This window comes from Candidatus Caldatribacterium saccharofermentans (assembly GCF_050267035.1).
Classification (GTDB): Bacteria; Atribacterota; Atribacteria; order Atribacterales; family Caldatribacteriaceae; genus Caldatribacterium; species Caldatribacterium saccharofermentans.
The window spans coordinates 2,133,625-2,153,716 of sequence record NZ_CP187957.1 but is presented as its reverse complement, the minus strand read 5'-3'; the positions used below and the strand labels follow the sequence as shown (position 1 = coordinate 2,153,716).

The following is a 20,092-nucleotide window of genomic DNA, read 5'->3' as shown; positions in this document are numbered from 1 at the left end:
ACATCACCCCTTCAAAGGAACCTGTACGAGTTTGTGGTACACTGGACCCGAAGGCGTGAGGGTGCTCTGAAAGAGCACGATTTCTCTGAAAACCACCGGAAGCGGTGACCATCCTGTAAACGCTGTGGCGTGCAGTGCAAGAGGCGACCGAAACCGGGCAAGGGTCACGTGGGGAACAAAGTCTTTATCCTCGTCCCAGGGAATACAGGCCTCACGGAGCTTCTGGAACAGGGTCCTCGCCACCTGGATGGTCACCGTCTTTCCCTTGCCGTCAAGACCTACCCAGAGAACCCTTGCCCTCTGCCAGGAGGGAAATACCCCGATTTCCTCAAGAATTACACCGTACGAAGGGAAGGTGCAGCCAAGGTGCTCGAGAATCTCGCGAATGTCCTCGACACAGGGAGAAGGCAGTGCCGGAAAAAACGCGAGGGTGAGATGGAAATGGTCTCTGTTGACCCACTTCCCCTGGGGGTAGGTACCCTTCTGCTTTTCCACAAAGCGCCATAGGGCGTCCTTTGCCTCCTCAGGGAGAGGAAAAGCCACAAAAGCACGGATGCTCTCTCTCACCGGATATCCCTCTCTCGCAAGAAGATGAAAAGCATGGTCAGCGCTGCCTGGGAGAAGAAACGCTTGTTCATTAGCCGGTCACCCCGAAACTGGAACTTTCGGACCTCCGTTCGCGATGCATCACTCACGGCAATGTACACAAGGCCCACCGGTTTCTCTGGACTTTCTCCCCCGGGACCAGCAATGCCCGTAACGCCCAGACCAATATCCACCCCAGTCTTTTTTCGCACTCCCTCCGCAAGGTACCGTGCCGTCTCCTCGCTCACTGCCCCAAAATGGCGGAGGACTTCCCCAGGAACCCCTATGTCGGTAAGTTTTGCCTCATTGCTGTACACAATGTACCCCCGCTCAAAATAACGTGAACTTCCCGGAACATCGGTTATGCGGCTTCCCACAAGGCCGCCTGTGCAGGACTCAGCCAGGGCTACCCTCCATCCTCGCTCAAGGAGTAACTTCCCCACTGCTTCTTCAAGTGTCTCACCAAAGGGGGAAAAGAGATACGGCATAAAGGCGCTCTTCACCGCCGCAATGGTTTCCTCTGCCCTTTTTTGGTCCTCCAGTGAAACATCCTGGCCGTAGAGGAAGAACCAGACCTCTCCGTAGTTGGGGAGAAAGGCAAAACGGAGCGACTGCGGAAGCCCGGAAAGCAGAGGTAGCATCTTCTCCTCAAGCTGTGATTCTCCGATACCACAGAACTTCAGGACCTCACTGCGGTAAACCCCGCCCCGAAGCGTGGGGATCTCTTGCTCCAGAAGACCCCAGAAGAACTCCACCTCCCTTGGAACACCGGGAAGGACAAAAATTCTGGTTCCTCTCTCCTCAAGGATGAAAGCAGGAGCGGTACCCACCCCATTGGGGAGGAAGCGGGCACCCTCGGGAAAGAAAGCCTGTTTCCGGTTGTTCTCCGGTGGTTCAACACCTCGAATCCGGTAAAACGCTTGGCGAATACTTTCCCAGGCTTCTTCGCAGAAGACGAGCGACTTCCCCAGAGCTCGGGCAACCGCTTCCCGGGTGAAATCGTCAACCGTGGGTCCCAGGCCTCCCGAGACAAAGAGGAAGTCCACCCCCTGTTCCAGGAGAAAGCGAAAACCAGAAACGGTTTCTTCCATGCTGTCGGGAACAAAGAGAATCCACTTCGGGAAAATCCCCTTGCCCAGAAGCTTGTGCGAAAGAAAACTTGCGTTGACATCCCGCACCATGCCGGTGACGAGTTCCGTCCCCACACAGAGGATTGCAGCGTTCACAGAACCTCTCCCTCCAGTTCGTAGGCAGAAGTCGCCGTAATGCGCACCGGAACCCTTTGACCCCGCCGGAGGTTTCCCCCACGAGCCCATACCGTAACCCGACAGTCAACCTCAGGAGCATCCTTGGCCGTACGCCCCAGAAAGAACGGCCCCCGCTCACTCCACAGCGGCCCCTCGTCAAGGAGAACTTCAAGGGTCATCCCATGGTATGTCCTGTGCACGCTTTCCATGACGGCTCTCTGTGCTTCCATGAGCGCAGCGTACCGCCTTTCCTTCACTTCCTCAGGAACTTTGGGCTCGAGTGTAAAGGAGAACGTACCCTCCTCGTCGGAGTACATGAAGGCTCCCATTCGCTCGAAACGAAAAGCTCGAACGAAATCAAGAAGGCGGAGAAAGTGTTCCTCTTCTTCTCCCGGGAACCCCACCATGAAGGTCGTTCGAAGGGCAACCCCCGGGATGCAGTCCCGTATCTTCTCAAGTCTCTTCCGGATCTCCTCAAAAGAGGAGAAACGGTGCATACGCCGGAGAATACCGGGCACAACGTGCTGGAGAGGGACATCCAAATACTTGACGACCTGAGGAATGGAAGCAACTGCCTCGATCAGGGTATCATCGATCCCCTCAGGAGAGAGATACAGCAACCGGATCCAGGTGTCCTCTTGGAGAGCTTCACCGAGAGCCCAGAGAAGCTTTCCCAGGCTTCTCTGGCGATAGAGGTCAAGGCCATAAGAGGTCAGGTCCTGAGCAACAAGGATAATCTCCCGAACTCCTGATTTCTCCAGCAAACGAGCTTCCTCGACCACAGAGGAAATGGGCCGGCTCCGAAGGGGTCCACGAAGGGCTGGAATGAGGCAGAAGCTACACCGGTGGAGACACCCCTCAGCAATCTTCAGATAGGCATAATGGGGTGGTGTGGAAAGGATTCGGGGGTCGGTGTGGGTATATATTGAGGGAGAAGACCCCAGAAATACCCCCCGCTTCCCAGAGGAGATGATATCCGGGAGGCGAAAGATTTCGTGTACCCCAACCCAGAAATCCACGTCCCGGTACTGGGAGGCAGCCCTTTCCCGAAAACGTTCTACGTAACACCCCAGGACCACGATTTTCTTTCGGGGGTCCTTCTTCTTGAGGCGAACGAGCCTCCGAATCCACGCCTCGGTCTCTTCACAGGAGGGCCGGATGAAAGCACAGGTGTTGAGGAACACCCACTCAGCTTCCTCAGGAGGCACCACGGCATTGTATCCGCGGACGAGGAGTTTCCCCAAGACGACTTCAGAATCCACAAGGTTTTTGTCGCAACCCAGAGTGACAAAAGCAATGCGCTTCATGGAACGAAGGTCTTGTGGAAGGGCCCAGGGGTCTCAGCAAGGTACCCTTTTTCCTCCCCGTTCAACCATACCTGAACGGCGCTCCCATCGTCTCCGGAAACCTCAACAGGACCCTCACTCCGGAACACATAGGTCTTCCCGGGGACAAGAATTCCTGAAAACATCGTGACCCCCAGGGAAGTGATATCGACCCAGGTGACCTTTTCTGCCACAAGGCGTAGAACAACGGGGAAGGATGGAGGGGGGCTTTCAGGAGGAAGGGGTGAGGCAAGGTCATCGGCGAGAAGGACTTCCTCGTTCTTCCCGGGATTCTCTGTCACGAAGGGATGAAAAGGAGCAAAGAAGAACACGATGAGCACGCCGCAAAGCGCTACAAGGGAAAAGAGGATGGCAAGGAGAACGGTTTTCCGTCTCTTTCTAGGAGGCCTTAGAGAGTGTGCCTCGACAGGTCTTCTTGTCTCTCTGGGGCGATTGCGCTTTTCCCCTTCTCCATAAGCTTCCAGGAAGAGGTCAACGACTTCTTCCTGGCGAAGACCGAGGAAACGGGCGTAAATCTTCGTGTACCCCAGGGCATAGGCTTTTCCAGGAAGTTCTTCCCAGCGCCCTTCCTCAAGGGCCCGGAGGAAACGCTCAGAGATAAACGTGGCTGCTTCAACCTTCTCAATAGGGACGTCCTTTTCCTCTCGAGCACGCCGCAACAAGTCCCCAAGTTGCTTTGCTACTTCCCGGTTAAATTCCTGCACCTTTCTCCCCTCGCTTCGCAATAACTCTGCGGGGCTTGCTTCCCTCGTACGGGCCGACAATGCCTTCCCGCTCCATCCGCTCAATAAGCCGGGCTGCCCGGTTGAAGCCAATGCGGAGCCTTCTTTGGAGCAGCGATGTCGAAGCCTTTCCCGTCTCAAGGACGATCCTCACGGCTTCCTCATAGAGTTCGTCATCATCTTCATCTCCCCCCATGGCGGCCTCCTCTTCCTGGGCAACGAACTCCAGAGGATAGGGAATGTCCCCCTTCTGGCGCGCCCAGTGTTCCACGATTCTCTTTGTTTCCTCCGTACGGATAAAAGCTCCCTGACCACGGATAGGCTTACCCACCCCCATGGGGGCGAAGAGCATGTCACCATTCCCGAGGAGCTTTTCAGCCCCTGGGCCGTCGAGGATGGTTCGGGAATCTACCTGCGAGGAGACAGCGAAAGCCAGACGGGAAGGAAAATTAGCCTTGATGAGCCCGGTAATGACGTCCACAGAGGGTCTCTGGGTTGCAACAACCAGGTGGATACCCACAGCTCTTGCCATCTGGGCAAGCCGGCAGATATAGGTCTCAACATCCCCAGGCGCGGTCATCATGAGGTCAGCAAGCTCATCAATAACTACGACGATGTAGGGGAGCTTTTCTTTTCCTTCCACGATGCTATTGTACTCCTCTATGTTGCGGCAGGAAACTTCTGAGAGAAGCTCGTACCTCGCATCCATCTCCCGGCAGAGCCACTTGAGGAACCGCACGACCAGACGGACCTCAGAAATGACTGGGGCACAGAGGTGGGGCAAGCCAGCGTACACCGAAAGCTCAACCCTCTTTGGGTCGATGAGGGCAATCCGAAGCCGCATCGGATCAGCCCGGTACAGAAGGCTGGCAAGAATAGCATTGATGCAGACGCTTTTTCCTGAACCTGTAGCACCGGCGATGAGCAGATGCGGCATATCCCGAAGGTCCCAGAAGATTGGCTTCCCGCCCACGTCCTTCCCCAGAGCAAGGAGCAATGAGGAGGGATGACCAGTAAACTCCCCCCGTTCAAGGAGCTCCCGCAGGACAACGATTTCCTTGTGGCGGTTCGGAACCTCAATGCCTACAGCTGCTTTCCCTGGAATCGGGGCTTCAATGCGCACTGCTGCTACGGCAAAGGCCAGCGCAATGTCGTTCGAAAGCCCAACAATCTTATTGACTTTAATCCCCGGAGCAGGCTGGAACTCGTATCGGGTAACCGTTGGGCCAACCTGGACATGCACCACCTTGCCCGTCACCCCGAATTCCGCAAGGGTTTGCTCGAGCTTCATCACCTCCTCCTCAATGTCCCGACGGCTCTTTTCGAATCGCTTTGGAGGAGGGGGGTTGAGAAGTTCCACTGAAGGCAAAATCCAGGAAGATTCTTTTCTCTCCTCCTGGGAAAGCTTTGGTTTCGGTTTCCTCCGGGGAGAAGAACCAGGCTCTGAATGTTCAAGGAGCTTAGGGAGACTAAAGGCTTCCACTATCTCGACGTTCTCCTTCTTCACAGGTGGCGGACCTTTCAGCTCCTTCGAAGGAGCTGAAGAAGTAGCCTGCACGTTCCCCCTGCTTTTGGCAAATTGCACAAAGGTGGCAATCTTCCGCAAAAGTTTTCCGTCGCTCAAAAGATAGGTGCCAAGAAGGGCCACAAGGAAAAGGAGTAATGCCGTCCCCAGGTCTCCGAAGTACCGCCGAAAAAAGCCCAGCAAGAAGAAGCCAACTACTCCTCCTACTTCTCCCGTAGGAAGAGAGAAACCTCTCTGCAGAGCTTCCTGCTCAGAAAGGGCAAGGAACACAAAAAGCCACAGAAAGACACCGGTGATTCTCCCCACAAAACGGTATTTCCTCGCAGGATGGAGCACCGCCAGCTCATAGACGACAAAACCCAGCAAAAAGGGCAAAACATAAGCCCCAAGACCAAAGGCCCGGAGTGCTTGATGGCGGAGAAGATCCCCAACTACCCCCATTTCCGAGGAAAGGAGGGCGAGGAGGAGGTATGCTGCCGTTAGAGTCAATATCGAAAGAACGAAGAGCTTTTTCTTCGGTTCCACGATGCCCACACTCGTTCTTATTTTCTCCTCTGAGGAGGCTTCGTGTCCTTTGGGGGAGAAACCGCTGCAATGGCTTCTTTATGACTCAAGGTGATGCGTCCCAGAGAATCAATACCGATAACCTTCACCAGGAGGTCTTCCCCTGGCTTGACAAAATCTTCGACCTTTCGGATGCGTTCAAAGGAAAGCTGGGAAATGTGACACAACCCTTCTCGGCCAGGGAAAATCTCCACAAAGGCCCCAAAATCAGCGATTCTCGTCACCTTTCCGAGGTAAATTTTCCCAACCTCAACATCCTGAGTCACATTCCGGATCATTTCAATGGCCTTCTCTTTACCTTCTTCGGTACGGGAGAACACGAGGACTTTCCCATTCTCCTTGATATCTATGGTCACCCCGGCCTCTTCAACAATACGCTTGATAATCTTTCCTCCTGGACCGATAAGTGCACCAATACGGTCCGGATTGATTTCCACAATACCGATGCGGGGCGCATACGGCGAAATGGAACTCCGTGGCCGATCGAGCACAGAGTCCATGATGTCAAGAATGTACATTCTGCCTTCTTTCGCTTCCTGGAGAGCTTCAGCAAGAATCTCCCACCGTAACCCCTTGTTTTTGACATCAAGCTGAATAGCGGTAATGCCCTTGCGACTCCCCGCAACTTTAAAATCCATTTCTCCGTAGTGGTCCTCTGAGCCGATGATATCCCGAAGGAAAACCTTCCTGTCACCGGAAAGAAGAAGACCAATCGAAAGCCCAGCACAGGAGGAACGAATAGGAACTCCTGCGTCCATGAGGGAGAGACTGCCCCCGCACACCGTGGCCATGGAAGACGAACCGTTCGACTCCAGAATCTCGGAAACCACCCGGATGGTGTAGGGAAACTCTTCTTCCGGAGGAATGAAGCACTCCAGCGCCCGCTCTGCCAGAGCCCCGTGGCCGATTTCTCGCCGTCCGGGACCACGCATGGGACGGACCTCTCCGGTGCTATAGGGCGGGAAATTATAGTGGAGCATGAAACGTTTGGCCTCTTCCTCCTGGAGGCCATCCACTTTCTGCTCTTCGCTCGTTGCACCAAGCGTTGTGATAACCAGGGCCTGGGTCTGTCCCCGGACAAAAAGGCTCGAGCCGTGGGTACGTGGGAGGCACCCAACCTCACAGCGAATGGGTCGAATTTCCTGGGGAGTCCTTCCGTCCTGTCTCCGCCCCGTGGTGAAGACCAGGTTTTCAATTTCTTCTTTTACGACTCTATCCCAGACAGGGGTCAGGAAGGAAACATTCCCAAACCGCGCTTCGGCTTCTTCCTTTGCCTTCTGAAAAAGGGCATTCATCTCCTTCTCCCGGGCTTTCTTTTCCGGAATGGTGATTATCTGAGCGATGGTTTTGCGGTACTCTTCGTCAACGAAGGTCTGAAGCGCATCCCAGAAGGGAGGAAGGAGAACCTCCCGCTTAGGCTTTCCAAAGGAAGCCAGAATATCCTTTTGGGCAGCAATCATCTTCAAGATTTCCTCGTACCCAAGGCGCAGAGCCGCAACGATTTTCTCTTCGTCCACTTCCTTTGCGCCAGCTTCAATCATGGCAATGCCATATTCAGATCCAGCAACGACAAGGTCCAGGCTGCTTAGTGCAAGTTCTTCCAGGGTGGGGTTCACGATGAACTGGTCTCCAATGAGGCCTATGCGGCAGGCTCCGATAGGTCCCTCAAAGGGAATTTCCGAAAGCCCCAGAGCAAAGGAAGCCCCAACAATGGAAATGACATCGGGAGGATGGCTCTCGTCGACAGAGAGCACCGTGACGACAACCTGGATGTCGTTATAGAGGAGCTTGGGGAAGAAAGGACGAATGGAACGGTCGATGAGACGAGCGCTCAGGATCGCCGGAACGCGAGGTTTCCCCTCCCGCTTGATAAAACCACCGGGAATCTTCCCCGCAGCGTAAAAACGCTCCTCAAAATCCACAAGAAGTGGGGTAAAATCCACTTCTTCACGAACCTCATCGGACATCGTGGCCGTCACAAGGACCACGGTATCGCCGTAGCGAACAGTCACCGCGCCGTGAGCCTGCTGGGCGAGTTTTCCTGCCTCAATGAGGAGTGTTTCTCTTCCAAAGCCTACTTCCCACTTGTAGGACACAATACCACCCTACCTCCTTAACCCGAGTTTTTCAAGGATAGCATAGTACCGATCAACGTGGTACTTTCGGAGGTAGTTGAGAAGCCTCCGTCTTCTCCCAACCATGATGAACAGACCCCTTCGGGAATGGAAATCCTTGGGGTGCTGCTTCAGGTGCTCGGTGAGTTCGCGAATGCGTTCCGTAAGAAGAGCAATCTGCACTTCAGGAGAGCCAGTGTCCGTACTGTGGATCTTGAACTGGTCGATGATTTCTTTCTTCCGTTCTTTCGTCAGAGCCAACTTCGCTCCACCTCCAGCTTATCTTCTCTCAGGCATTCAAAAAGTAGTTTATCACAGAGACATAGGTACTGTAAACCCTCAGGGCACTGGGCCGTGCACCTATTATTGACAGTGTCCGTGCTTCCTGGTAGGATGATAGCAAGACCTCATTTCAAGGGGGGGTAGGCGTATGCGAAAGCTTTTGTGGTGTGTGGCGCTGGTAGTCCTCCTTGTTGCCGCCTCTGCGGTTGCCGCAGAAAAAACGTGGGAATCCCAACCAGGAGAATTCAAAGGCCAGACCATTACAGTGCTCATCACTGATCCCCACTCCGCCGTTGTGGAATCCTGGAAACCGGAGTGGGAGGCCCTCACCGGAGCGAAAGTAGAAATGGTCGTTGTTCCTTACGCTTCCCTTTACGACAAAATGATGACGGACTTCATCACCGGAACTGGCGCTTACGACCTCATCTGCTGGCCCTCCACCTGGGCGGGAGACGTTATGGGTGGTGGATGGGTACTGCCGCTTGAAGACCTTATGAAAGAGTACGGCTACCCGGACTGGGACGACGTTGTCCCGGCCATCAAACTCATCGTCTCCTGGGGTGGAAAGGTCTACGCATTCCCTTACGACGGTGACTGCCACATGCTCTACTACCGGAAAGACGCTCTTGAGAACCCCGACTACAGGGCAAAGTTCAAGGAGAAATACGGCTACGAGTACAACATCCCGCCGAAGTCCTGGGAAGAAATTATGGATATTGCCGAGTTCTTTACCGGATGGGACTGGGATAACGACGGAGAAACGGAGTACGGCATTGCTTTCATTGCTCAACGAAAGACTCAGGCCATGTGGTCGTACCTTGATATTGCTATGCAGTATGCAGCACAGCCTGGTGTTGCTCCCTTCTTCGATCCCGACACCATGGAGCCTCAGGTCAACAACCCTGGATGGGTTGAGGCCATGGATGTTATCCAGAAGCTGACGAAATTTGCCCCTCCAGGCCTTCTGAGCTACGGGTACAGCGAGCTCCGTCAGGCCTTTGTGTCGGGGAATTCGGCGATTGCCCTTGACTGGGGAGATATTGGCATTCTCGAGCAATCTCCGGAGAAGTACGGCAGCAAAGTCAAGGGGCTTTTGGGGTATGGTCCACTCCCTGGCTCCATGAAGACCTATGACTTCAGGGCAAAACAGTGGATTGAGGGATACAACCAGGTGAACTTTCTGAACTTTGGCGGGTGGGTCTTTTCAATCTCCAAATTCTCAAAGAATCCTGTTCCGGCGTACAAGTTCGCCACGTACTTCACTGCTCCTGAACGGAGTCTCCTTGACGTCTGTGGCATCCACGGATACACTGGAGCCAACCCCTGGCGTTTCTCGCACTTCAAGAACATTGACAGGTGGATCGAGGGCGGCTGGGGCAAGGATTCTGTTACAAAGTATCTGGAAACCATCCAGACCATTCTTTCCGACCCCAAAGCTATCACGGACCTCCGCATTCCTGGAGCCGCAGAGTACTACGACTACCTTGACCTCTACCTTGCTGAGGTGCTCTCTGGAACCAAAGCACCCAAGGAGGCCTGTGACGCCATTTACGCCGAATGGGTGAAAATCACCGAGGCTCATGGAAAGGAGAAGCAAAAGGCCCTTTACCGTGAGTCCCTTGGACTGCCTGCAGAGTGAACGCCTTCTAAAGGGCTGGGGAACACCCCCAGCCCTTTGCCTTTCAGGGCGTGAACACCAATGAGGAAAGAGGCCACAAAGTTTGGTTTCCTTCTGCCAGGACTTCTGTACCTTATGGCCATGGCGGTATTTCCCCTCATCTGGTCACTAACACTGAGTCTCCATCGCTGGAAAGCTGCCACAGCCGCGCCAAGGGTTTTCGTGGGTATTGAGAACTTCCTCAACATCTTCTTTCGGGATCCCCGCTTTTGGAACAGCCTTCGCTTCACGGTGCTTTACGTCGCTATCGTCGTGAGCGTGGAGCTCTCTCTGGGCCTTCTTCTTGCGTACATTCTCAACGAGCGCATTCGTTTCCGGAACTTCTTCCGGGTACTTTTCCTCCTTCCCATGGCAGCACCGCCCATTGCCGTTGCCTTTATGTGGCGAATGCTTCTCAACCCCGACGCGGGCATCGTGGTGAAAATCCTGAACTCTCTGGGTTTGAACATGGTTCGATGGCTCACCGATGCCCGGCTCACCCCTTTTGTGCTCATGGCGGTAGACATCTGGGAGTGGACACCTTTCATGTTCCTCGGTCTTCTCGCCGCCATGCAATCGTTCCCCGTGTCCCTGTACGATGCTGCTCAGGTTGATGGAGCCTCCCGCCTGCAAATCTTCTGGTTCATCACTCTTCCCCTCCTTCTCCCTATTATGGTGACGCTTGTGCTTCTGCGGGCGATCGACGCCTTCAAGCTCTTCGAACTTGTCTTCGGCATTACCGGTGGTGGACCGGGAACAAGCACAGAATCCCTTTCCTACTACACGTATACCGTGGGTTTCCAGTACTTCGACCTTGGATACGCCTGTGCGCTCTCGTGGGTGTTCCTGGTGATTGTTCTCATCATGGCCAACTTTCTCCTGAGGAGGCTCCGCAGGGAGGTATGAGATGAAAAAGGGGCGAATTACCGGATTTGCCATCTTTGCCTGGGTTATCCTCATGCTCTTTTCGGTATGGACAGTCTTCCCGTTTCTCTGGGGTGCTATCACTTCCTTCAAGTCCCCCGGAGAACAGTATACCACCGCTTTCCTCCCCCTCGTCCAGTTCCGGCCCTCTACCTATGCCTGGCAGGTTGTGCTTGGACAGGCAGAGGGCGAACGTACCCGCCAGGGCCTGCGAAATAGCGTCCTCATTTCTTCGCTAAGCTCACTCCTTGTTCTTCTCCTTGGATCCTTTGCCGGTTACGCCCTTACCCGCTTTCGCTTCCACCGCTGGAAAAATAAAGATATTGCCAGCTGGATTCTCTCCAATCGCATGTTCCCCCCCATTGCCGTGGCCATCCCCTTTTTCCTCATCATGCGAACCCTGAGGCTCCTTGATACTCTGCCTGCCGTCATTATGGCTCACACGGTGTACAATCTTCCCCTCGCCATATGGCTCATGATGGACTTCTTCCGTGAACTTCCCGAAGAGGTGGAAGAAGCTGCTCTGATTGATGGGTGTTCATCGTTCCAGGCTTTTTTCCGCATCGCCTTGCCTCTTTCGCTTCCAGGAATCGTTGCAGTGTACATCCTCTGTTTCATCTTCTCCTGGAATGAGTTCCTCTTTGTGGTGACGCTCTCATACCGGAAGACTATGACCATGCCGGTGATCATCGCCGGAACGCTCACCGTACGGGGGCTGGATTTCTGGAAAGTTTCTGCGCTATCGCTCCTTGCCATCACCCCTCCCGTGGTTCTTGCTGCATTAACCTCCCGTTTCCTTATCCGCGGGTTGACACTTGGTGCTATTAAAGAGTAAAGAGCAATAGAGGAGGTGGAAACATGAACATCAAACACATTCTGGTGCCGACGGATTTTTCGCCCTTCTCAGACCTGGCACTTCAGATTGCTTCATCTCTTCAAGAAAAATTCAATGCCAGAGTTACCGTGCTCCACGTGCTTACTCCCCTTGAGGCCGAGACTTTGACCGCTCAACCTGGAAATCCCTGGGAAAATGTGGTGCTACAAATTCAGAACACTATGATCAAGGAAGTGGAGAAAAATGCTCCTTCTCTTCCTAGAGAATCCGTGAACCTTGAAGTCGTGGTGGGAGACCCGGCAGAAGAAATTGCTCGCTTTGCAGAGGAAAACGGTGCCGACCTCATCGTCATGGGAACCCACGGGAGAACAGGACTTGCAGGAATCCTCCTTGGAAGCGTGACCGTAGGAGTCATCAGGAAAACTTGCATTCCCGTGATGGTGGTGAAGTGCCCGGAAAACTGAGATCAAAAGTCCCTGCCCCGGGTCCCAGGGCAGGGATTCACAGGAACCGAGCGACCTCTTCTTGCAGGATTCTCTGGAACTCTTCCTCTTCAAAGAGATTTCGTCGCTTTTTTGCCCGTCCTTCTACTTTCATTTCGTAAGTCGGCTGAGGATTACGGTAGAAAACCCCAAGAGGGATACGATCTCCCCACTCGAGACTTTTCTGAAATGCCGCCACCTGGTCCTCGGGGTTGTGGTCCTTTCCAAGGTAGTACACTCGCTCCCGGTACCAGGCGTAGGTGTTCACAGGGTTGAAAGTCACACAGGGTTGCAGGATATCCACGAGAGCAAAGCCGCGAAAGCTCAGGGCTTCCTTAAGAATCTCTTTTAGTCCCTCTTTGTCTCCGGCAAAGGCCCTGGCCACGAGCCCTGCTCCCTGGGATATGGCCAGACTCAGGGGGTTGAGTGGTCTTGAGAGGTTTCCCCAGGGTTGTGCTTTACTCCTAAAACCCTCTCCTGAGGTTGGGGAAGCCTGGCCCTTCGTGAGACCGTATACCTGGTTATTGTGGACAAGAACGGTAATGTCAGGATTGCGGCGAATAGCATGCAGGAGGTGATTGCCACCCTCGCCGTACATGCATCCATCACCCGATTCGGCAATGACGAGGAGTTCTGGTCGAACGGTCTTAATGGCGAAAGCTACAGGAATGCTCCTTCCATGGAGACCATTGAAGACATTGACTCTGAGGTAATGAGGAGCCTTGGCTGCCTGACCGATTCCAGAAACCACCACAACGTCCTGGGGGCGATAGCCAAGTTCATTAAGGGCTTCCTTTAAAGCCTGGAGGATACCAAAATTCCCACACCCGGGACACCAGGCAATTTCCACACCATGAGCGTCAAAGGGGGTAGCCACAGTCACAGTACCTCCTCAACCTGTTCAACAAGTTCCTCGACAAGAAACGGAAGCCCATCGTAACGACAAATCCTTTTGGGGAAAGGAAAAAGCGTTTCTCGCTCGAGGAGCATGGCCAGCTGACCACTGAAATTCTGCTCCACCACGATAGGATTGGGGAAACGCTGGAGGAAGTCTCGAAGGCCTTCTGGAAGGGGATAGAGGTCGCTAAAATGCACCACCCCGATGCTTTTGCCTTTTTGCGCCAAAGCTTTGCGCACTTCAAGGAGCACGCCCCAGGTGGATCCCCATCCAATGAGCGTAGCATCTTTCCCCTCAAGCACAAAGGGAAGACGCATCTCTTTCCGCATGAACTCGAGCTTCCTCATTCGCTTCTCTTGCATCGCTTTTCGGAGCACAAGGTCTTCAGTCAGGTGTCCATACTCGTCGTGTTCGTCGCTATCGGCAATCACAAGGGCTTCTCCTCCGGGGGAGAGTCGTGGAGAAACGCCGTCAGGGGTCAGGGCGTACCTTTGGTAGGGAGGGACACCATCCCAGGAGAACAAGGGCCGGACTGGGCGCTCCTCGCAGGACAGTTGGTCATAGGACCACTTGGTGTCCGCAAGGTACTGGTCGCTGAGGATAATCGCCGGGACCTGGTATTTCTCAGCCAGGTTGAAAGCTCGGATAACCATGTTGAGTGCCTCCTGGGGGTCCCGGGGAGCAAAAACAAAGCGAGGAAACTCGTCGTGGGAAGCATGGAGCACGAAAAGAAGATCTCCCTGAGCAGTCCTCGTTGGAAGACCAGTGCTGGGCCCGGGGCGCTGCGCATCAATAACGACGATGGGGGTTTCGGTCATTGCCGCCAGCCCCAGCCCTTCGCACATGAGACAAAATCCCCCACCCGATGTCCCTGTCATGGCTCGTGTTCCTGCATAGGATGCTCCAATAGCCATGTTAATGGCAGCGATTTCATCCTCTGCTTGCTCCACAATAAGACCATAGGCTTCGGCCCTGGAAGCAAGGAAATTCAGGATGCCCGTTGAAGGGGTCATGGGGTAGGCGCTGTAGAATGTGCACCCGGCAAGGAGTGCCCCAAGCCCCAGAGCTTCGTTGCCGCTTATGAGGTACCGCTGTGAAGCTTTTAAGGAATCTGAGCGCTTTTTGAGGAATGGAGAGGAGAAGAGCCCCGATGCTTCCACAAACCTTGCCCCTTCCTCCAGAGCCTCCTCGTTCCTTGCTACAATCTCAGAACCCTTTTGGGCGAAAGTCTCCCGAACATACTCTTGAGCTTTCTCAAGACCCACACCCAGGATTGCCAGAAGTGCCCCTGTAGCCACCATATTGGCAAAGACCCGGTTCCCAAGGCGCAGGGCCACCCCCTCAAAGTCAAGAGGCAAGAGGTGAACACCCTTCCCAGAGTCCCCATTGCCAACCTTTCCCAAAATCACTCCACCTTCCTTCACCTCGCCACGGTGCAGGAGGTATGTCTCTTCGTTGAGACATACGAGGATGTCCAATGCCCTCTTTCCTCCTGAAATCCACTGCTCTGCAGTACGTATGAGGGTAAAGGTGTGGCCCCCTCGAATCCGCGACTGGTAATCCTCGATGGAGAATACGTAGTACCCATGCCGTGCAAGAATGAGGGAAAGTGCCTCGGAAACGGTTTGCACCCCCTGTCCTGCCGCACCACCCACCTTCAGGGTAACATCCACCATGACCTCACCCCCGTTTGTTTTGCCAGAGGATAACCAAAGACGCCTTTAGGTATTCCTCGGGGTATTGAGGAAAACCACGTACTTCGGGTAGGGAATCTCAATGCGCTCAGCGTCAAAGGCTTTCTTGATATGGTACAGGAGGTCCCGTTCCACTTCCCAGTGTTTCTGGGGAAGTACCTGCACCATCACTCGCAGAACAACGCCTGAGTTCTCCAGGCGAACAATACGCTGCACCGAAGGCTCACCAAGAAGGAGGTGGGGATGGCTCTTTCGGTACGCTTCCACCACTCTTTGAAGCACCTCTGTGGCCCTATCAATGTCTGCTTCATAGGCCACACTGACTTCAACCACAGCCCGGCTGAATCCCCGATTGTAGTTCACAATACGGGAGATTTCCCCATTGGGAACAGTCACCAGCGCTCCCGACAGGGTGCGAACCCGCGTGACCCGCAGACCAATTTCCTCCACAGTCCCGGTGATGTCCCCAATCTGCACCATATCCCCTACTGAGAGACTGTCCTCGAAAACCAGAAAAAGCCCCGTGAGGATGTCCCGAATAAGAGTCTGGGCACCAAAGCCCACAGCGATACCCACTACTCCCGCACCAGCCAGAATCGCCGTGGCGTCAATACCGATTTCCCGGAGGATTAGTACCAGGGCGAAGAACACCACAAGGTATGTCACCACGCTTTGGAGGAGAGGAAGGAACGTGTTGAGCTTGCGGGAGAGATCGACCTGCCTCTTTGAGGCTTTCAACCGTCTGAGGAGGAGTCGTCGGAAAACAAAACGACTCATGTATACCAGAATCCAGGAAAACCCGACAACAGCCCCAATGCGAAGAACTCTTTCAAGAAGAAGGCTCACGGAAGTATGGCAATCTCCTCTTTGTTTCTCCTTAAGTTCAGGGAAAGACCCAAAGCGGCACGGATTTCCTCGTGATACTCCTGGATTGACCGTATGGTCATTTTCCCGCTTTTGAGCCGCTCAATCGCGTAGACCGTAGCTTCCGCTCCCGAGAGCGTTGTGACACAGGGAATGTCACGCATGATGGCTTCTTTTCGAATGACGCTGCTCTCTTTCTGGGCTTTCCCTCCAGAAGGCGTGTTGATGATGAGATGAATTTCCCGGTTCTTAATCATATCTACGATGTTTGGTCGACCTTCCCCGACTTTCTTCACGACTTCAACCGGAATACCATTGTTGCTCAAGACTTTTGCTGTACCCCTTGTAGCTACAATGCGGAAGCCCATGTCCCAGAGTTTTTTTGCGAGGAAAATCACACCCCGCTTGTCCTTGTTCTTGACACTGATAAAGACCGTTCCCTCAAGGGGGAGATACGACTGGGCAGCGAGCTGGGATTTCGCATAGGCCATACCAAAGTCCCGGTCAATGCCCATAACCTCGCCTGTCGAACGCATCTCGGGGCCAAGAACGGGATCAACCCCTGGAAAACGACGGAAGGGGAATACCGACTCTTTCACCGCAAAGTATGGGATTTCGATTTCCCGTGTGAGACCAATGTCCCGGAGCTTTCGCCCCGCCATCACTTGGGACGCAAGACGAGCGAAAGGAACACCGGTGACCTTGCTCACAAAGGGAATGGTTCTAGAGGCCCGGGGATTCACCTCAAGAACATAGACCTCGTCATCCTTGACTGCATACTGCACGTTTATCAACCCCACAACCCTGAGTTCCCGGGCAAGAGCATAGGTGTACTTTTTCACCTGGTCAATGATGTCGTCGCTTAGAGAGAAAGGAGGAAGAACACAGGCACTGTCGCCAGAGTGAATTCCCGCTTCCTCAATGTGTTCCATAATTCCTGCAACAACGGTGAGCTCACCGTCACTTATGGCGTCAACGTCGATTTCGATGGCATCTTCAAGGAATTCGTCAATGAGCACTGGCCTCCCGGGGGAAACCTCCACAGCCTGAGAGATGAACTCTTCAAGCTCCTCTTCAGTGTAAATAACCCGCATGGCCCTGCCTCCAAGAACGTACGAGGGGCGGACCATGACCGGATACCCGATGCCCTGAGCGACATACTTGGCCTCCTCAAAGGAGATTGCCACACCATTTCTTGGTTGTTTGAGGCCCAGGCGTTCCACAAGGCTTTTGAAGCGATCCCGATCTTCAGCGATGTCGATGCTCTCTGGAGACGTTCCCAGAATCGGCACCCCAGCTCGCTCCAGGTCTTTGGCCAGATTCAGGGGAGTCTGCCCGCCGAGTTGGAGGATAACCCCCTCAGGACGCTCCTTCTCGATGACATTGAGAACGTCCTCAATGTACAGGGGCTCGAAGAAGAGCTTGTCTGAGGTGTCATAGTCGGTGCTCACCGTCTCGGGGTTGCTGTTCACCATAATGGTTTCGTACCCCATGTCCTGCAGGCCCCAGGTAGCGTGAACACAACAGTAATCGAACTCAATCCCCTGGCCAATACGGTTTGGCCCCGCTCCAAGAATAACAGCCTTCTTGCGGTTGCTGGGGTTTGCCTCACACTCCTCTTCATAGGTGGAGTAGTAATAGGGGGTCTCAGCCTCAAACTCCGCAGCACAGGTATCCACCTGCTTGTACACGGGCTCAATCCCCAGGGATTTGCGAATCCGACGAACTTCCCACTCATCGGTCCCAAGAAGACGAGCAATCTGTCGATCGGAGAAGCCAAACTCCTTTGCCCGCCGGAGGGTATCCCTGTCAATCTCGTAGAGCGAGGGAACTTTGCGCAGTTCTTCTTCCATCTCGACGATTTCTTCGATTTGGCGGATGAACCATGGATCGATCTTCGACCACTCGTAGATTTCCTGAATGCTCAGTCCCTCTTTCAGGGCCATTTTGATGTAGAAGATTCGGTCAGGGTTGGGGCGCGTGAGCTTCTCATAGAGGATTTCCCTCCGCCTTGCCCTGGGAATGTCATCCCATCCTTTCACGTCCTCAAGACCGCACTTCCCTATCTCCAGGGAACGGAGGCCTTTCTGTAGCGCCTCCTTGAAATTCCGCCCGATGGCCATGGTTTCTCCGACGCTCTTCATAGAGATGCCAAGGTATGGCTCTGCTTCGGGAAATTTCTCAAAGGTAAACCGGGGAATCTTGACCACACAGTAGTCCAGAGCAGGCTCAAAGCAGGCAGGGGTCTTCTTCGTGATATCGTTCGGGATCTCGTCGAGAGTATACCCCACGGCGAGTTTGGCAGCAATTTTAGCGATAGGAAACCCGGTAGCCTTTGAGGCCAGGGCAGAACTCCGGGACACTCGGGGATTGATTTCAATGATGACCATACGACCGTTTTCAGGGTTGACGGCAAACTGGATATTACACCCCCCTGTGTCCACGCCGATTTCCCGGATAGCCCGAATAGCGTAATCCCGCATCTTCTGGTACTCTTCATCGGTGAGCGTCTGCGCAGGAGCAACAGTGATACTGTCACCGGTATGGATCCCCATGGGGTCCAGGTTTTCAATTGAACAGATGATCACCACGTTATCCTTTCCATCACGCATGACTTCAAGCTCGTACTCCTTCCACCCAATGACCGACTCTTCAATGAGGATTTCCCGAATCATGCTGCTGTCGAGGGCCCGCTGGGCGAGTTCTTCGAATTCCTCAATGTTGTAGGCGATAGCCCCTCCTGTTCCCCCCAGGGTGAAACTCGGCCGAATCACAAGAGGAAAGCCAATTTCCCGAGCAACCTCCAGAGCTTCCCTAAGGTTATAGGCCTGGCCGCTTCGGGGTACATCAATGCCAATTTTCAGCATGGCTTCCTTGAAGAGCTTTCGGTCTTCGGCTTTCTCGATCGCCTCCGGCGAGGCCCCAAGGACCTTGACGCCGAAACGGTCAAGAACCCCTCGCTTTTTCAGTTGGACGGTAAGGTTGAGCGCCGTCTGGCCTCCAAGGGTCGGCAAAAGCGCGTCAGGGCGTTCCCTGGCAATGATGCTCTCCAGAACCTCAGGAATCAGGGGTTCAATATAGGTTCGGTCAGCCATCTCCGGATCAGTCATGATGGTTGCGGGATTGCTGTTCACAAGGATGACCTCATACCCCTCGCTTTTCAGGGCTTTGCATCCCTGGGTACCTGAGTAATCGAACTCACATGCCTGCCCGATGACAATCGGGCCCGAACCGATAATGAGAATCCGACGAATATCCGTCCTTTTAGGCACGGCAGTCCTCCACCATCCTTATGAACCGGTCGAAAAGGTACGTGGTGTCATGGGGTCCGGGACGGGCTTCAGGATGGAACTGCACGGAGAAAAGCGGGAGTTCCCGATGGGCAATGCCCTCGAGGGTGAAGTCGTTGAGGTTCACATGGGTGACCTCCACATTCCCCGGGAGGGTATCGGCATCGACGCTGAAACCGTGATTCTGGGTGGTGATGGCTACCTGTCCCGTTCGGAGATCCTTTACCGGATGGTTCCCTCCATGGTGGCCGAATTTGAGCTTGAAGGTTTTCGCTCCCAACGCCTGGGCAATGACCTGGTGTCCGAGGCAAATTCCAAACACCGGAACCTTCCCAATGACCCGGCGGGCGAATTCCACAACATATGGCAACGCCGCAGGGTCTCCTGGTCCGTTGGAGAGGAGGATGCCATCAGGTTTTTCTCGAAGCACATCCTCTGCTTGTGTAAAGGCGGGGTACACGATAACGCGACAACGCCGTATGGCCAGCTGCCGTAGAATGCCAAACTTCACTCCACAGTCCAAAACAGCAATGGTATAAACCCCATCCTCGCTCCACACATAGGGCTTTCGGGTTGTCACCTTCTGCACCAGGTCCTGGCCAGCCATCTCAGGGATGTTCCGTGCCTTCTCAACCAGAGATACTGGATCAAGGTCGATGCAAGACATCACTCCACGCATTGCTCCCCGTTCCCGGATATGACGCGTAAGCGCACGGGTATCAATGCGTTCAAGCCCCATGATACCATGGCGCTTCAGGTACTCTTCAAGACTCTCCTCTGCTCTCCAGTTACTGTAGAGGGAGCTCTTCTCCCGAACGATGAAACCTTCCACTTGAGGCTTTGCCGATTCCACATCTTCAGAGTTCACGCCGTAGTTCCCAATGAGGGGATACGTCATGGTGACAATCTGGCCCTTGTAGGAGGGATCGGTGAGGATTTCCTGGTAGCCGGTCATGCTGGTATTGAAGACGACTTCCCCGCTGACTTCCCCTAAAGCTCCGAAGGCGTAACCCCAGAAAACCCGTCCGTCTTCTAAAGCAAGCAGTGCCTTCACAGCAACACC

Annotated in this window: 16 protein-coding genes; 4 read left to right on the top strand and 12 right to left on the bottom strand. The window is 54.1% G+C overall.

Annotation, left to right across the window (positions count from 1 at the left end; genetic code table 11):
• Positions 1–3: 3 nt before the first annotated feature.
• The 7 genes from thpR to rpsO are packed head-to-tail and all read right to left on the bottom strand — an operon-like array spanning position 4 to position 8,364.
• The gene (gene thpR, locus ACPT9Q_RS10990) at positions 4–567 is read right to left on the bottom strand and encodes an RNA 2',3'-cyclic phosphodiesterase (RefSeq protein WP_017872584.1); all 564 of its coding nucleotides are present in this window, start codon (positions 565–567) and stop codon (positions 4–6) included.
• Positions 564–1,811, bottom strand: a complete 1,248-nt coding sequence (locus ACPT9Q_RS10985) for a CinA family nicotinamide mononucleotide deamidase-related protein (RefSeq protein ID WP_017872585.1) — start codon at positions 1,809–1,811, stop codon at positions 564–566. Before ACPT9Q_RS10985 ends, thpR begins: the two co-directional genes overlap by 4 nt.
• Positions 1,808–3,139, bottom strand: a complete 1,332-nt coding sequence (rimO, locus tag ACPT9Q_RS10980) for a 30S ribosomal protein S12 methylthiotransferase RimO (protein ID WP_017872586.1) — start codon at positions 3,137–3,139, stop codon at positions 1,808–1,810. The genes ACPT9Q_RS10985 and rimO overlap by 4 nt, the downstream gene beginning before the upstream one ends.
• Positions 3,136–3,882 carry a RodZ domain-containing protein gene (locus ACPT9Q_RS10975; protein ID WP_427365869.1) on the bottom strand — a complete coding sequence of 249 codons (747 nt, stop codon included), beginning with the start codon at positions 3,880–3,882 and terminating at the stop codon, positions 3,136–3,138. Before ACPT9Q_RS10975 ends, rimO begins: the two co-directional genes overlap by 4 nt.
• On the bottom strand, positions 3,869–5,959 hold the full coding sequence (locus ACPT9Q_RS10970) for a DNA translocase FtsK (RefSeq protein ID WP_017872588.1): 2,091 nt from the start codon (positions 5,957–5,959) through the stop codon (positions 3,869–3,871). Before ACPT9Q_RS10970 ends, ACPT9Q_RS10975 begins: the two co-directional genes overlap by 14 nt.
• Positions 5,960–5,967: 8 nt before the next feature.
• On the bottom strand, positions 5,968–8,085 hold the full coding sequence (locus ACPT9Q_RS10965; RefSeq protein WP_017872589.1) for a polyribonucleotide nucleotidyltransferase: 2,118 nt from the start codon (positions 8,083–8,085) through the stop codon (positions 5,968–5,970).
• 9 nt (positions 8,086–8,094) lie between these two features.
• Positions 8,095–8,364, bottom strand: coding sequence for a 30S ribosomal protein S15 (gene rpsO / locus ACPT9Q_RS10960; protein ID WP_017872590.1), 270 nt, complete (start codon positions 8,362–8,364; stop codon positions 8,095–8,097).
• Between the two features lie 169 nt (positions 8,365–8,533).
• Between rpsO and ACPT9Q_RS10955 the strand changes: the two genes are divergently transcribed.
• The 4 genes from ACPT9Q_RS10955 to ACPT9Q_RS10940 are packed head-to-tail and all read left to right on the top strand — an operon-like array spanning position 8,534 to position 12,265.
• A complete protein-coding gene (locus ACPT9Q_RS10955; RefSeq protein WP_427365868.1) occupies positions 8,534–10,024 on the top strand; it encodes an ABC transporter substrate-binding protein in 1,491 nt (496 codons plus the stop codon).
• A gap of 60 nt (positions 10,025–10,084) precedes the next feature.
• Positions 10,085–10,948 (top strand): ABC transporter permease subunit, encoded by an 864-nt coding sequence (locus tag ACPT9Q_RS10950; RefSeq protein ID WP_017872592.1) that lies wholly within the window; start codon positions 10,085–10,087, stop codon positions 10,946–10,948.
• 1 nt (position 10,949) lies between these two features.
• Positions 10,950–11,801, top strand: a complete 852-nt coding sequence (locus ACPT9Q_RS10945; RefSeq protein ID WP_017872593.1) for an ABC transporter permease subunit — start codon at positions 10,950–10,952, stop codon at positions 11,799–11,801.
• Between the two features lie 23 nt (positions 11,802–11,824).
• On the top strand, positions 11,825–12,265 hold the full coding sequence (locus ACPT9Q_RS10940) for a universal stress protein (RefSeq protein ID WP_017872594.1): 441 nt from the start codon (positions 11,825–11,827) through the stop codon (positions 12,263–12,265).
• Between the two features lie 37 nt (positions 12,266–12,302).
• On the opposite strand, the gene ACPT9Q_RS10935 is transcribed toward ACPT9Q_RS10940, so the two are convergent.
• From ACPT9Q_RS10935 to carA, 5 genes are read right to left on the bottom strand one after another with little or no spacing between them, the layout of a single operon-like run.
• Positions 12,303–13,166 (bottom strand): thiamine pyrophosphate-dependent enzyme, encoded by an 864-nt coding sequence (locus ACPT9Q_RS10935; protein ID WP_427365867.1) that lies wholly within the window; start codon positions 13,164–13,166, stop codon positions 12,303–12,305.
• The gene (locus ACPT9Q_RS10930; protein ID WP_017872596.1) at positions 13,163–14,857 is read right to left on the bottom strand and encodes a 2-oxoacid:acceptor oxidoreductase subunit alpha; all 1,695 of its coding nucleotides are present in this window, start codon (positions 14,855–14,857) and stop codon (positions 13,163–13,165) included. Before ACPT9Q_RS10930 ends, ACPT9Q_RS10935 begins: the two co-directional genes overlap by 4 nt.
• A gap of 45 nt (positions 14,858–14,902) precedes the next feature.
• Entirely contained in the window at positions 14,903–15,721 is an 819-nt protein-coding gene (locus ACPT9Q_RS10925; protein ID WP_017872597.1) for a mechanosensitive ion channel domain-containing protein, read from the bottom strand.
• A complete protein-coding gene (gene carB, locus ACPT9Q_RS10920) occupies positions 15,718–19,011 on the bottom strand; it encodes a carbamoyl-phosphate synthase large subunit (RefSeq protein WP_017872598.1) in 3,294 nt (1,097 codons plus the stop codon). Before carB ends, ACPT9Q_RS10925 begins: the two co-directional genes overlap by 4 nt.
• Positions 19,004–20,083 (bottom strand): glutamine-hydrolyzing carbamoyl-phosphate synthase small subunit, encoded by a 1,080-nt coding sequence (carA, locus tag ACPT9Q_RS10915; RefSeq protein WP_427365866.1) that lies wholly within the window; start codon positions 20,081–20,083, stop codon positions 19,004–19,006. The genes carB and carA overlap by 8 nt, the downstream gene beginning before the upstream one ends.
• Between the last annotated feature and the right edge of the window lie 9 nt (positions 20,084–20,092).